Genomic DNA, 15,250 nt, shown 5'->3' with positions numbered 1-15,250 from the left:
CATGGTGCACCCCCCCGAGATCCACCCCCGCGAAGGCTCGAACGTTTCGCTCGACGACCGCGCCTACCGCATCCGCCGCCACGCCCTGCTGATGGGCGAGGTCCAGGGCCAGGGCTACATCGCTCAGGCGCTCGGCATCAGCGACGTGCTGGCGGTCAGCTACTTCCACGCCATGACCTACCGGCCCGACGATCCGGAATGGGAGGGCCGGGACCGCTTCCTGCTCTCGATCGGCCACTACGCCATCGCCCTCTACGCCGCGCTGATCGAGGCCGGCATCATCCCGGAGGACGAACTCGGGACCTACGGTTCCGACGACAGCCGCCTGCCGATGTCCGGCATGGCCGCCTACACGCCCGGCATGGAGATCACCGGCGGCTCCCTCGGCCACGGGCTCGGCATCGCCGTCGGGATGGCGCTCGGCCTCAAGCGCAAGGCCTCGGCCGCCTTCGTCTACAACCTGTTCTCCGACGGCGAACTCGACGAGGGCTCGACCTGGGAGGCGGCGATGTCGGCGGCGAGCTTCGGGCTCGACAACCTGATCGGCATCGTCGACGTCAACGGCATGCAGGCCGACGGGCCGTCCCGCGGCGTCCTGAACTTCGAGCCGCTCGCGCCGAAATTCGAGGCCTTCGGCTGGTTCGTCCAGCGGGTGGACGGCAACGACATCGACGCCCTGGTGAAGGCCTTCGACGCCGCCCGGTCCCATCCGGAGCGCTGCCCGCGCATCATCATCTGCGACACCAAGATGGCCAAGGGCGTGCCCTTCCTCGAGGCGCGCGAGCGCAATCACTTCCTGCGGGTCGAGGCGGACGAGTGGCGCCAAGCCCTGGCGGTTCTGGACGAAGGGAGGCTCCCATGAGGCGTTCGAAGTACGAGAAACCGGCGCCGCGCGCGGCCGGCGGCGCCAAGACCTCGGCGATGATCGCCTCGCTGGCCGCACCCGGCCAGCGGACCAAGCCGGCGCCGTTCGGGAACGCGCTCGTCGAACTGGCCAAGACACGCCCCGACCTCGTCGGCCTGTCGGCGGATCTCGCCAAGTACACCGACCTGCACATCTTCGCGCAGGCCTATCCCGAGCGGTTCTACCAGATGGGGATGGCCGAGCAGCTCCTGATGAGCGCGGCGGCGGGTCTCGCTCGCGAGGGCTTCACGCCCATCGCCACCACCTACGCCGTGTTCGCGGCGCGGCGGGCCTACGATTTCATCTGCCTCGCGATCGCCGAGGAGAACCTCAACGTCAAGATCGCTTGCGCCCTGCCGGGCCTGACCACGGGCTACGGCCCGAGCCACCAGGCCACCGAGGATCTGGCGATCTTCCGCGGCATGCCGAACCTAACCATCCTCGACCCCTGCGACGCGCACGAGCTGGAGCAGGTGGTGCCGGCGATGGTGGAGCATCAGGGCCCGGTCTACCTGCGGCTCATGCGCGGCAACGTTCCCCTCGTCCTCGACGAGTACGGCTACACGTTCGAGTGGGGCAAGGCGAAGACCATCCGCGACGGGCGCGACGTGCTCATCATCTCCTCCGGGCTGATGACCATGCGGGCGCTTGAAGTCGCGCAGGCCCTGGGCGACGACCGCGTGGATGTCGCGGTCCTGCACGTCCCGACCATCAAGCCCCTCGACGAGGAGACGATCCTACGCGAGGTCGGCCGCGGCGGGCGGCTCGTGGTGGTGGCCGAGAACCACTCGGTGATCGGCGGTCTCGGTGAGGCGGTGGCGGGTCTGCTCCTGCGCACCGGCACGGTGCCGCCGGGCTACCGCCAGATCGGCCTGCCCGACGAGTTCCTCGACGCGGGCGCCCTTCCGACGCTGCACGAGCGCTACGGCATTTCCAGCCAGGCGATGGCCCGCAGCATCCGCAGCTGGCTCTGAGGCGAGTGCGGGCGGCGCCGGACGACCGGCGCCGCCTCCCGAGAGGCCTGCCCCACCTCGCGCCCGAGCGGTGCGGAGCATCCGGCACGACTGGATGACGATCCCAAAGACCGCGAACGGCGGGGATCGGGCGGCGGGCCGCGACCATCCAGGGAGTGAAACATGCCAGAGGCTTCTCTCAGCCGTCGGCGCCTCGTCGCGGGCGCGGCCGCCCTTCCCCTGTTCGGCATCCTGACGCGGCGCGCCGCGGCCGCCGAGTTCGTCTACAAGCTGGCGACCGGGCAGGATCCGAACCATCCCGTCAACATCCGCGCGCAGCAGGCGATCGACCGGATCCGCGAGGCGAGCGGCGGACGCCTGGAGATCCGGCTGTTCCCGGCCAACCAGCTCGGGGCCGACACCGACCTGCTCGCTCAGGTGCGCAGCGGCGCCGTCGAGTTCCTGAACCTGTCTGCCTCGGTCCTGGCGACCTTCCTGCCGGTGGCGAGCCTGACCAATCTCGGCTTCGTCTTCAAGGATTACGACAGCGTCTGGGCCGCCACCGACGGTCCGCTCGGCGCCTATGTCCGCGAGCAGATCGGGCGCACGCCGATCCTCACCGTGTCGAAGGCCTGGGACAACGGCTTCCGTCACGTTACCTCCTCGACGCAGGAGATCCGCACGCCGGACGACATCCGCGGCTTCAAGATCCGCGTGCCGCAGGCGCCGATGCAGACCTCGCTGTTCCGGGCCCTGGAGGCGGGCGCGACGCCGATCAACTTCAACGAGCTGTACTCGGCCCTGCAGACCAAGGTGGTCGAGGGCCAGGAGAACCCGCTCCCGATCACCGCGACGACGCGGATCTACGAGGTCCAGAAGAGCTGCAGCCTGACCGGGCACATCTGGGACGCCTACTGGATCCTCGGCAATCGCCGCGCCTGGGCCCGCCTTCCCGAGGATCTGCGGATGATCGTCGGGCGCGAGCTCGACCGCTCCGCCGACGACGAGCGCGCCGACAGCGTGGCGCTCAACGCGAACCTGCGCACCACGCTCGCGGCCAAGGGCCTGACCTTCGTCGATGTCGACCGGGACGCGTTCCGCGACGCCCTCGTCCGGACCAGCTTCTACCGGGACTGGAAAGCCAAGCTCGGGCCGACGGCCTGGGACCATCTCGAGAGCGTCACCGGAAAGCTCGTGTGAGGAAGGCCGCCATGCAACTCGACGTGCAACTCGACGCGCCCGCGCCGGCCGCCCCCGCGCCCGCCGCCGGCCAAAGCTCGTATCTCCAGACCTTCGATCGCGTCTTCGGGCGGATGGTCGAGATCCCCGCGGCGATCCTCGTCGTTCTGGAGATCGTCGTGCTCCTGAGCGGCGTCGTCAGCCGCTACGCCCTGCACCGGCCTCTGGTCTGGTCCGACGAACTCGCCTCGATCCTGTTCCTGTGGCTCGCCATGCTGGGGACGGTCGTCGCCTTCCGGCGCGGCGAACATATGCGCATGACCGCCTTCGTCGGCATGGCCACGCCGCGCGCGCGGGCCTTCATGGATACCCTGGCGATCGTGGCCGGCCTCGTCTTCGTCGGGGTTCTGCTGGAGCCGGCCTTCGAGTTCGCGATCGAGGAATCCTGGGTCTACACGCCGGCCCTCGACCTCCCCAACACCTGGCGCGCCGCCGCCCTGCCGGTCGGGTTCGCGCTGATGCTCGTCACCGCCGTGCTGCGCCTCGTGCAGGAGAGCGACTGGCGCCTCACGGGCGCGGCTTTGGCTCTCGGGGCCGGCCTCGCCGCCGTGCTCGCCGGCCTGTCGCCGCTCCTGAGTAGCATCGGCAACCTCAACCTGCTGGTGTTCTTCCTGCTCGGCGTCGGAGCTCTGGTGTTCTCCGGCGTGCCGATCGCCTTCGCCTTCGGGCTCTCGACCTACGCCTACCTCATGAGCACGACCTACGCGCCCGCCATGGTCGTCGTCGGGCGCATGGACGAGGGCATGAGCCATCTCATCCTGCTCGCGGTGCCGCTGTTCATCTTCCTCGGACTCTTGATCGAGATGACCGGCATGGCCCGCGCCATGGTCGGTTTCCTGGCAAGCCTGTTGGGCCATGTGCGCGGCGGCCTGCACTACGTGCTGGTGGGGGCGATGTACCTCGTCTCCGGCATCTCCGGCTCGAAGGCCGCCGACATGGCCGCCGTCGCCCCGGTGCTGTTTCCCGAGATGAAGGCGCGCGGCGCCAAGGAGGGCGATCTCGTCGCGCTGCTCTCTGCGACCGGCGCCCAGACCGAGACGATTCCGCCCTCGATCGTGCTCATCACCATCGGCTCGGTGAGCGGCGTCTCGATCACTGCTTTGTTCACCGGCGGCCTTCTGCCGGCCGTCGTCCTCGGGGCGACGCTGTGCGCGCTGGTCTGGTGGCGCTACCGCGGCGAGGACATGAGCCACGTCGTCCGCCCCGGTCGGAAGGCGATCCTGAAGGCGCTCGTCGTGGCGGTGCCGGCGCTCGCGCTGCCCTTCGTCATCCGGGCCGCGGTGATCGAGGGCGTGGCCACCGCCACCGAGGTCTCGACGATCGGCATCGTCTACGCCGTGCTGGCGGGGCTCCTCGTCTACCGGCAATTCGACTGGCGCCGCCTCATGCCCATGCTGGTGACGACGGCGACGCTGTCGGGGGCGATCCTGCTAATCATCGGCGCGGCCACCGCCATGGCCTGGGCACTGATGCAGTCCGGCTTCTCGCAGGCGCTCGCCGTCGCGATGAAGGAACTGCCCGGCGGCGCGCTCGGCTTCCTCGCCGTCTCCGCCCTCGCCTTCATCGTGCTGGGTTCCGTGCTGGAGGGAATCCCGGCGATCGTCCTGTTCGGGCCGCTAATGTTTCCCATCGCCCGGGCCGTGGGCGTGCACGAGGTGCACTACGCCATGGTCGTGGTTCTCGCGATGGGAATCGGCCTGTTCGCCCCGCCCTTCGGCGTCGGCTACTACGCGGCCTGCGCCATCAGCCGCATCCATCCAGACGCCGGCATGCGGCCGATCATCGGCTACGTCGCGGCGCTGCTGGTCGGGCTAATCGTGATCATCCTGGTGCCCTGGTTCTCGATCGGCTTCCTCTAAACGCCGGCGCCGCTTCGGGCTGCGGCGCTGATCCGGTCCCGGCCGCCCCCGAGGCGGCTCTCGAAGCCCGGGATCAGGCGCTCAGAGCACGCCGCCATGCCCGGAGCGGGCGAGCCGATCGACCTGCTGCGCGTAGCGGGCCTCAGCCATCCGCCGGAGCGCCGTCGCCAGCGTCCGCGTGAGCCTCGCGCGAACGTCCGAGACACCCCTGTCCCGCGGTGCACGATGCCAGCTTCTGATTTCCGTCACGATTGCCACGACACCACCTCACGGCCTGCTCATGTTGCAATGCAATATCGCATGGCCGCGCCGGCCCGGTGATTGAAACTTGTTCCGACCTGTCATGCGCCCGGCTCATGGACTGAGCGCTGCGCCCGCGGTGGCCATTTTCAGGTTGCACGGCGCGTCATGGCAGTACTTGTTCTGGTGGTTTGCAAATAAAAGCAAATGTAATCGGCGGTACTGGCGTCTACGCAGCTTTTAGTAGTATTATTCTTCAGCAATGTTGCGCTGATCATCGGTCAACACCCGATTATCGGCGGCATTTGCTACCAGTCTTGATCGAATTCGATCAGTCTTGGCATCGGCAGGGACGTCGAACCAAGTCGAAGGCCAGCGAAGACTTCTGAACACATGACTGCATCGACGCCGGGGAGCGTGCGTGCCCGTCATAGGAATATTATGCTAAAACGGGGGGGGTAAGGGTGGCTACTGCATCGAGAAGAGCGGCCGGTCGGTTGAGCTTGGCCTTGGCCGCGGCCGGCATAGTGCTGGCAACGCCGGCCGGCGCGGGGTCGGCCGCGCAGCCCGGCGGATCGATCGGCATTCCCGCGGGTGCACAGATACCCGTCGGTCTGTACTTCGTCGCCGTGCCGAATTACGGCGTCCGGCCCACGTTCCCGGCTTCGTCGGATCTTAACGTCAACACGGCGACCTTCGCCCTGTCGACCCCGTGGTCCGTTCTCGGCGCGCGGCTGCAATTCATCGTCTTCAACCGCTCCGCCGTCTCGGCGAGTGCGCGGGGGGCTCCCTCGTCCACCGGCCTGGGCCAGAGCCTGTACGCGACGCAGCTCGCCTGGAACCTCGGCAACGATGTCGGCGTCAGCTATTTCCTGGGCGGCTATGTCCCGAATTCCACCCGCTTCGGCCCTCAGGAGGGCTCGCTCTCGCACCGGTTCGCCGTGAGCTATACCGGGAACGGCTACAATCTGACCGCGAACCTGCTCTACGGTCACTTCCTCACCGACCGTGCCCTGAACGGCACGCGGGCCTTTCCCGACTATCTCAACATCGATCTCACCGCGACGAAGCGATTCGGTAAGTTCGAATTCGGTCCCGTGGCCTATGCGTCGGCCGATCTGCCGGTCGGCAACGTGGCGGGCTACCGGCGCCAGAGCCAACTCGCGGTCGGCGGGCTGGTCGGCTACAATTTCGGTCCGGTCAACGTTCAGGCTTACATCACCCGCGACGTCGTGGAGCGCCATTACGGTGGCCAGGAGACGCGGGGCTGGGCGCGGCTGATCGTGCCGATCTGGCAGGACAAGGGCGAGGTCGCGCCCAACCGCACGCTCGTGACCCGCCAGCAGGGACTATAGCGAAGCGCCGCGGTGATGCGCGTGCCGTCGACGGGCGCGCGAACGCGGCCCCGCCGGCGCGGGTTGGATGCCAGGGCGGTCTCGGCGTCCCTTCGCCGAACCGCCACAGGTTCGGTGAGGCCGCTCGGCGCAGTGCGCCGATTGGGCCTTCGCTCAAGTGCCGCCTGGGCTTGGCGGATACGGCCTCCGGGCCGCGCCGGGGGCGCGGTCCGACCGGGATGGGACGGGTTGGCCTCAGCCGAGGGTGCCGCCGCCGAAAGTGCCGTCCGCGAAGGTGGAGCGGCCCTCGTAGAGCCCGTCTTGCAGGAAGTGCTGCATCGGGTCGATCATGGCCGCCGCCACATCGGTATAGGTCGAGAGGTAGGTCGAGGAGTCGAAGCTGGCCGAGGGATCGCGGCCCTCTTTCCAGCCGTACTGGTCGTAATGGGTCAGCGGGTTGAGGCCCGCCGCCTTCACGTCGCCGTAGGCGGCCAGATAGCCCTTGGTGTCGAACACCGCGTTCGGGTTGCGGCCCTCCTGCCAGCCGTACTGCTCGAAGTGGCGGGCAGCGAAGGCGAAGGTGTCCGTAGTCCCGGCCGCCTGCGCGACATCGGCATGGGCGAGCAGATAGTACTCCGCGTCGAAGCCGCCGCGGATGTCCCCGCTGCGTCCGACGGCGTCGTGGATCGCGCGGCCCTCGGCCTGGCCATTGGCAAGGTAGTGCGCGAGCGGGTTCAGGCCGGCGGCCTTCACGTCTGGATTGGCCGCGAGATAGAACTCGTTGTCGAAGCGCACGCCCGGATCGCGGCCTTCCTTCCAGCCGGCCTGCTCGTACTGGTCGAGCGGGTTCGCCCCGGAGGCTCTCACCTCGGGATTGGCCGCGAGATAGCCCTTGGTCGAGAAGAAGGGATTCGGGTCGCGGCCCTCGCGGGCACCGTATTGGGCGTAGTGCGCGTCGGCGTCCTGGCCGGCCTGGAACACGTCCTTGTTGCGGGACAGGTAGAACAGGTCGTCCACGAGCGGCTGGTCGTCGTTCACCACGATCGTGGCGTCGGAGATCAGGTAGCGCTCGAAGCCGCTGACGAGGTCGCGGCCATCCGGTCCGGTGATGGAAGTGAGGCTGCCGGCCTCCGTGACGGTGACCGACGCGAAGCTCGTGTTGAACACCAGCGTGTCGTTGCCGCGCCCGCCCGACAGAAAGTCGTTGCCCGCGCTGTTGACGATGATGTCGTCGCCCGCGCCGCCGAAGAGGCGGTCGGCGAAGGGCGTTCCCTGCAGCACGTCGTGACCCTCGGCTCCCGTCCGGCTGACGCCGCGGGCGAGTACGCTGTCGGAGCGGGCGGCGAGGTTCTGGATCCGCGCGTCGGCCGCCGGCGCCGTGTCAGACTGCGCGAAGGGCGTCACGCTGTGGAACGCCTTGAGGTACTCGGCGAGCGCATCCTGCTCGCTGCCCTGGGCTGCGAAGGTCGCGGCGTTGGGCAGCGAGGCCGGCGCGGCGCTGCTCAGCGCCACCCGGTTCTCGCCATAGGCCGGGAAGGGGTAGTTGTCGCCGCCGAGCCCCGGGGCCGTGCTCGTGCCCGTGGTCAGGAAGTCGAGGGTCACGGCGCGGATGCTCCGGTTCGCATCGCCGACGAGCTGGCCGTCCTGCACCAGGGTGTCGATGAGAAAGCCGTCGGCGTCGACGATCGCCGCCGAAAGGATCCGCTGCCCCTCGCGGGTGACGGTGCCGTTCACGTCCAGGGTCTGGGCCTGCCGGGTCGCGTCGAACGAGAAGCTGATCCCGCCGATCTGGGGGAACGCGCCGGGCGTCGCACCCGGAGCGGCCGAGGAGACGGCGTGCTCGAGCACCCGCTCCAGCTCGGAGGCGGTGACCGTGACCATGGAGAGCGCGTTGTTGAAGCGCAGCGAGTTGGTGACGTCGAGCTGCGAGATGTCGCCCGCCGCCTTGCCCGCCGCCGGGTTGGCGGCCGGGGGAAGCTCCGCCGTGCTGCCGCCGGTCGTCGAGAACGAGCCGATCGAGTCGCGGATGCCGCCGCCGTTCTTGATCGAGACCGCGACCGCCCCATCGAACTGCTTGGCGTACCAGAGGTTGGCATCCGCCGTGAGGTTGCCGAGGTTGGTCTCTTCCGTGCGGACCTCGCCGCGACGGCCTTCCAGGTACACGCTGGAGCGGCCGAGGATGTTGCCGTCCTGCTGGCGGATGATGTCGGCGATGCCCGCGGTCTCCTGGATACCGTCGTTGTTGACGTCCAGGCCCTCGATCACCTGCTGCACGAGGAAGCCCTTGGAGCCGGGCGTGAAGGCGGCGGCGGTCGAGCCGTAGAGCTGCGTCACCGTAGTGTCGTCCACCGCGACGGCGCCGGAGTTGGCCGAGTTGATCGAGTCGCGGATGACGTGGCCCTGGTCGTCGAAGGTGACGTTGAGGCGGCCGACATAGGAGTATTCGGAGGCGGTGTTCACCAGGGCCAGGGTCTGGCCGCTGGCGTTGGTGAAGAATTGCGGGTAGCCGCCGCCCGCCCGGTCGCCGGGCAGCAGCCGGTCGTCGGCATCGGCGAGCAGGGTGTGGGAGCCGCCGCCGATCAGCACGTCGACGTTGCGCAGGAGCGGGGCCAGCGCCTGCTCGTTGGCAAGCTGCTGCAGGTGCGTGCCGACGATCACCTTGTTGAGGCCGGGATTGGCCGCGAGCACCCGGTCGACCTCGGCGTTGATCTGGCTCGCCAGCAGCGCGATCTCGTCGCGGCCGGTGAACCCATCGACCGTGACGTTGCCGAGTGTGCTGATCAGTGGGGTTGATCTGCGTCGTCGCGCCGATGACGGCGATCTTCTCGCCGTTCTCGACGAGGATCGTCGAGCGGGCGATCTTGTACGCGCCGGTGCCGGTCTGGGTCGAGGTCGGGCCGGTCTGGGCGAAGGTCGCGCCGTCGCCGTCGCGGTGCACAAGGCCGGACAGGGCGGCCTCGCGGGAGAAGTTCAGGTTCACCGATAGGTAGGGGAAGAGCGCGCCGACCCAGCTGTCGTCGGCGGCGCCCGCCGCGGCGCCGAGATTGGCGCCGATGATGTTGGCGACCTCCGTCGGTCCGCCATCGAACTCGTGATTGCCGAACACCGCGGCCTGGACGCCGACGATGTTCTGGATGGTGATGTCGGCCCGGCCGGGGGAGGCCGCGAGCCGGCCGTAGGCGCCGGCGCCGGAGAGCCCGTAGAACTGGTTGTAGACGCCGTTATAGGTCGCCGCCATCTGCGGGTCGGCCCCCGCGATATAGAACGGGCTCGGGATCCAGGCATCACCGGTCGAGAGCGTGATCGAGTTCGGCGTCGTATCCTCGAGCCGATCGACGATGGCCGCGAAGTTCGCCGCGCGCTGGGTCGCGAGCAGCCCGCCCTCCCAGTCCGAGGCGTGCAGGATCTGGAGCGTGTAGGTCATCGGTTTGGCCTGCTCAGTGGTGAAGTCGAGGCGGTTCTGGGGGAGGGCGGCGGAGGCGTTGCCGGCCGCGTCCGTGAAGGCGCCGGCCGGCACGATCACGTCGTAGGCGGTCCCAGGCCGCAGATCGGCGCTCGGGTTGATCGTCACGGTGTCGCCCGCAATCGCGACCTGCGCGGCGTCCGAGACCGCGATGGTGCGCAGGTCGCCGGCGCCGTCGGTGAGGGTGATGCTGCCGGTGCCGGCCCGGACCGCCTCGCTGAAGCGCAGGACGATGTCGGCGTTCACGGCCACCCGCGCGGCGTCGTCGGCGGGCGTCGAGGCGACGAGGACCGGCGCGGCCTGGTCGAGGCGCAGGCCGACGAGGACGGGATCGTGGTCGGATTCCCGCGCGGGCGAACGGCCGTCGAAGGAGCTGGGCGAGCGGCCGAAATCGAGGTTGTAGTCGATCGCGTCCGCCTCGTCGGCGTTGATGTGCCACTCGGTGACGCCGGTGACCTGCTGGTTCAGGCTCGCGCTGGCCAGGGCATGGTCGAGCGCGCCGTAGGCCCCATCGAAGACGTAGGAATACGGGTTGGCGAGACGGTCCTCGGCGAGGTTGGTGAACCCGGCCGCCTTGAGGATGTCGAGCGCGTCCTCCTTGAGGTAGGCGTTGAAGTCGCCGAGCAGGAGCGTGTCGCTGTCCCCTGTGCCCGTCGGCCGCATCGAGGCCCATTGGGCCAAAGCCGTGGCCGCGAGTTCGCGCTGCTGCTGCCAGGCGCCCTGGCCGTCGCCCTGGTCGGCATCCGCGCCGGTCCCGGTGCCGCCCTTCGACTTGAAGTGGTTGATGATTGCGGTGAAGTCTTCGCCGGTGGCGATCTCGTTGAAGGTGACCGCGAGCGCGGCACGGCTGGTATTCGCGCCGTTGAAGAGGTGCCCGAGGGTGCTCTGCTCCAGCAGGGCCGGGTTGAAAGCCGCCACGTCCGTATCGTCGAGCCGCTCGATCGTGGTGTTCATCGCCACGCTGACCTTGTTCGGCTTGTAGATGAAGCCGACCGCGATCGCGTCGCCGCCGAGGAACTGGCCTTGGTCGAGCTGCGCGCCCGGATTGATGGAGGCGTAGGTGCCGGCGCCCGCGCGCAGGTTGAGCTGGCCGACGAGGTATTCCAGCGCGTTGCCGGGGTCGCTTGGGCGGAACTGGTTCTCGATCTCGGTCAGGCCGAGCACGTCCGCTCCGGTGCCGATCAGGGTCGTGACGAGCTTTTCCGTCTGCCGGGCGAGTTCTTCCGGCGAGTTCGCGCCGCGCGGCTCGAGACCGATCGCGGTGCGGGCGGCCGAACCGGTGTCGAGGGTGGTGAAGTAGTTCAGGACGTTGAGGCTACCGACCTTGAGCGTGCCGCCGACGGGGTCGGGCTCGGCGGGGTGGGGATTGGCCGTGACGAAGCGGTTGTCGCCGTCGTCGATGGCCCGCACCCGGTAGGCGCCGGCCGGGCCGAAGCCGAGGGTGCCGGTGAGCCCGGTCACGGTATCGCCCATGCGCGGCGCCGTCGCGTTGGCGTAGACCGGGCCGAAGCCGTCCAGATTTTCGACCGGCTGGTTCTGGGTGTTGAGGCCGTCGTCGTAGGTGATCGAGCGCGCCGCCGTCTGAGCGAGATAGGCGGCGTAAGCGGTCGCGTTCGGCTCGAATGCGTTGGTGAAGGTCTCGGTCCGGCCGCCGGCGGCGAGGCGGATCTCGTTGAAGCGGTCGAGGTTGAACTGCTCGGTGATCGAGAGGGTCTGGGCGAAGCGGACCAACATGCCCTCGTAGCGCTCGAGGTCGGGCTGCGCGGTGGTGCCGGTGCCGATCACCCCCGCCGCCGGCAGCTCGACGGTGACCGCCGTGGCCTTGACCTCGGCCGGCGTCAGCGCACCGGCGCGGACCACTTGGATCGCCGCGGCGTTCGAGACCGCGATCTGGGTCTCGCCATTGAACTCGGTCACGGTGCCGGTGACGCGCACCCGGTCACCCTCGTTGACATCGACGAGGCGGTTGCCAGTGCCCTCGAAGACGAAGACGCCCTCCGAGGTCAGCGGGTTGCCGTCCTGGTCGGCCGCCTCTTCCTGCAGGGAGAAGCCGCCGAGGTTGCGCTTGGTGTCGGCGTCGCCGTTCTGGAAGTCGCCGACGACGATCGCCTCGACCGTGACGGTCCGGCCGACCATCGGGCTCGCCGCGCCGGCTCCCTGCACCGCCGAGATCAGGCTCGCGTCGTTGACGATCGTGCCCGTCGCGGCGCCCGCCGCCGGGCGCACGGCCGCCGCGATGCCGGGCTGGTTCGAACTGGCGCTGCGCAGGGTCAGGGCGAAGGTCTCGTCCGCCTCCGGCACGGCATCCGCCTGGACGCGGACGCTGACCTGCGCGGAGGCGGCGCCGGCGGCGATCGTGCCCGTCACCGTCAGCGGCAGGGCCGGGGCACCGGCGAAGTCGCCCCCGTCGGCCGCGTTCGCGCCGCTGCCGGTGATCTCGGCGGTAAAGGTGACGGCGCCCAGCGTGCCGTTGCTGCGCTCGACCGTGAAGGTGAACACGGTCTCGCCCATGTCGCCCTCCGCCCGGCTCACGGCGAGCGAGTTCGCGGAAAATGCGACCTCCTGGGTGAAGCCCTGGGGCAGGGCCGCGTAGACGACCGCGCCGCCGTTGGCGACCTCGTTGGCACTGACGAGAAGGGGCGTGCCCGTCGGGTTGCGGTCGGCGGCGATGAAGGTCAGCACCTCCGGGCCGAGATCGGTGGTCGCGCCGGGCTGGGGCGAGACGTAGGAGACGTAGGCCGCGTTGGCCGGGTCGGTCACGTCGTAGACGATGACGCCGCTCTGCCGCTCCAGGCCGACGAAGGCGTAGATCCGCCCGTTGACCGTCCCGATCGTGATGCCTTCGGGCTCGGGACCCTTGTTGTCCGAACGGTCGTCCGGCGTGTTGCCGGCGACCTGGTCGTTGTTGAACCGCTCCGGCGCGATCTGCGCGAAGATTTTCTCGAACTCGCCGCCGGTCTCGCGCACCTTGGTGATCGTGCCGTCGAGGTTCTGGCGGAAGATCGAGATGCCGCGCCCGCCCAGCGTGTGGAGCTGGTCGATCACGCCGTCGCCGTCGGTGTCGCCCGTGCGCAGCAGGACGTTGAGGCGGGCATAGGCCGGGTCGGCCTTCAGCGCCTGAAGCTCCGGGGTCAGGCGGCTGTTGGCGATGCTGCTGAGCCGGGCGACATCGCCCGTGTCGTCGCCGCCGCCGATGACGCGCTGGTCGCCCTCGTTGGCCGTGACGAAGTAGGTGGCGCCGCCCGTCGAGAAGCTCGCCACCGCGTCCGGCTGAAGCAGGCCGTAGATCGGGGCGTTGGCGGGCGTCGCCGCGATGCGGATCAAGGGCGTGCCGACGCCTTGCGAGTTGGCGGGCCCGTCGCGGTCGGAGGCGTCGAACTCGTTTCCGGCCAGCGAATGGTTCACCGACCCGAGCGGTTGGATCGCGATGGGAGCCGTGCCGGGATTGGTCAGATCGATGATCGCGACGCCGTTCACCTCCTGCAGGGTGACGTAGGCGAAGCGGTCGTCGGGCGAGATCGCGATGTATTCGGGCTCAATGTCGGCCGCCGCGCCGGTGCCCGGCTTGATGGCGAGGCCGCGGGCGCGAAGGGTTGCCTCGCTGCCGTCGAGCCCTTCGAAGCCGACGGTCGCCGTGACGGCGGCGTTGGCCGCACCGCCCGAGACGTCGATGATCGAGACGCCGCCGACCGGGTTGCTGGTCGCGCTCGCCTGCTCGCCCTCGTTGGCGACGAGGATCCGGCTGCCGTCGCGCGTGAACACGATCTGGTCCGGGCCGACGCCGACGGTCAGCGAGCGCAGCAGCGTCCCGTTGGCATCGAACAGGGCGACCCGGCCCGGCGCGTCGCCAGCCGCGTTGGCGTAGGCGACCGCCACGAGGCCGTTGAAGGCCGCGACCGAGTTCACCGCACCGTACTGCTCGAGACCGGACAGCAGGATCTCGCCGGCCTTGCTCAAGGCGCCGGTGGCGTCGAGCGAGGCGATCTCGATGCGGTTCTCGGCGGTGTTCTGAATGTAGAGGCGGCCGGTGCTGGAATCGTAGGCCACCACCTCCGCGTTGGGGGCGGCCGATGTCGCCGGGTCGTTGGTGGCGGCGTAGGCGCCGAGCCGCACCAGTTGAAGCGCATTCGTTGGCACCGGGGGCGCCGTGGCTGTGGCACCGGAGACGTCCTGGAGCGACGGGGCCGCCTCGAAGATCGCGGTGCCGCCGATGCGCGGGCCGGTATCGTCGTTGATGAGGGTGCCGGCGCCTTGGCCGTCGGCCACCGTGGCGCCCCGGACGTTCAAGACCGTGACCGTGAAAGTCTCGGTGGGCTCGATCACCGTGTCGCCGAGGATGTCCACCGTGAAGGTCGTGGCGGTCTGGCCGGCCGCGATGGACTGGCCGGTAAGGGTCCGGGCGACGTAGTCGCTGCCGGCGGTGGCGCCGCCGTCGGCGGTCGCGATGTCGAAGCTGACGCCGCCCGACGGGGCCGGCGCCGTCAGGGAGACCGTGAAGGTCAGCTGCCGGGTGCCGGTATCGCCCTCGGCCACTTGGACGTCGTCGATCGACAGGGCCGGGATGGTCGGGGCGGCGGTGACCGTGAAGGCGCTGTAGCCGGGGGCGCCGATGCGGACGGTGTCGCTCTGGGACCAGGACCCGGCGGCGCCGATCGCGGTCAGGAGCCCGTCGCGGGTGCCCGAGAGGGTGCCGGCGTAGCGGCCATTGTCGGCGCCCAGCGCGACGGCGGTCTGCCCGAGGACGAGGCCCGGCGGCAGTGCCGAGGTGTTGGCGTTCGTGCCGTTGGCCGCGAAGCCGGTTGCTCCGTCGGCAAAGTTGATCGCGTACAGGAAGGTCGGGCTCGCGGCGGTGCCCTGATAGGCCAGGATCTGGTCGCCGTCGGTGCTGAACGAAAAGTTCGGGGCGATGGCCGACGTGTAGATGGGGCTGTCGGAGCCGCCCGCGCTGCTGTCGGATGTCGGGTGGATCACGGTGCCGGCCGCAAGGGCCGTCGGCGCCGTGTAGGTGTAGGTGCCCTCGCTGGTGCGAAGCGCGTTGCCGCTCGAACTCCAGCCGTTATCCGTGAAGCTGATGGCTGTGCCGGCCTCGATGTCCCGCAGGACGACGAAAGCGAAATCGTCGGGGTTGTCCGCATCGTACCCGACGATGGCGATGTCACCGGCGGCAAGGCTCGTGGCCATGGTACGTCTCCGGGCGGCAGAGCAGTCCTGTCGCGGCTGCCGCGTGCTGCGAAGCAAAGGGGTTCGCCCGGGGCCGA

5 protein-coding genes and 1 pseudogene are annotated in these 15,250 nt (G+C 69.4%); 5 read left to right on the top strand and 1 reads right to left on the bottom strand.

Annotated features, from left to right (window positions below):
- The first annotated feature begins 1 nt into the window (after position 1).
- The 5 genes from M2437_RS22800 to M2437_RS22780 all read left to right on the top strand — a co-directional run bounded on the left by M2437_RS22800 (position 2) and on the right by M2437_RS22780 (position 6,550).
- On the top strand, positions 2-862 hold the full coding sequence (locus tag M2437_RS22800) for a transketolase (protein ID WP_056463521.1): 861 nt from the start codon (positions 2-4) through the stop codon (positions 860-862).
- Positions 859-1,878: a transketolase family protein gene (locus tag M2437_RS22795; protein WP_182568994.1), complete on the top strand. Its 1,020-nt coding sequence runs from the start codon at positions 859-861 to the stop codon at positions 1,876-1,878. The genes M2437_RS22800 and M2437_RS22795 overlap by 4 nt, the downstream gene beginning before the upstream one ends.
- A 162-nt stretch (positions 1,879-2,040) precedes the next feature.
- Positions 2,041-3,057, top strand: a complete 1,017-nt coding sequence (locus tag M2437_RS22790) for a TRAP transporter substrate-binding protein (RefSeq protein ID WP_056154514.1) — start codon at positions 2,041-2,043, stop codon at positions 3,055-3,057.
- A gap of 11 nt (positions 3,058-3,068) precedes the next feature.
- Positions 3,069-4,955, top strand: coding sequence for a TRAP transporter large permease (locus M2437_RS22785; RefSeq protein WP_253388756.1), 1,887 nt, complete (start codon positions 3,069-3,071; stop codon positions 4,953-4,955).
- 737 nt (positions 4,956-5,692) lie between these two features.
- The gene (locus M2437_RS22780; RefSeq protein WP_277570386.1) at positions 5,693-6,550 is read left to right on the top strand and encodes a transporter; all 858 of its coding nucleotides are present in this window, start codon (positions 5,693-5,695) and stop codon (positions 6,548-6,550) included.
- Between the two features lie 234 nt (positions 6,551-6,784).
- On the opposite strand, the pseudogene M2437_RS22775 reads toward M2437_RS22780, so the two are convergent.
- Positions 6,785-15,173, bottom strand: a pseudogene (locus tag M2437_RS22775) (ExeM/NucH family extracellular endonuclease).
- Positions 15,174-15,250 lie beyond the last annotated feature (77 nt).

This window comes from Methylorubrum pseudosasae (assembly GCF_029504475.1).
GTDB classification, from domain to species: Bacteria; Pseudomonadota; Alphaproteobacteria; order Rhizobiales; family Beijerinckiaceae; genus Methylobacterium; species Methylobacterium extorquens.
Note: the sequence above shows the minus strand (reverse complement) of the source record. Positions and strands in the feature narration are given on the sequence as shown.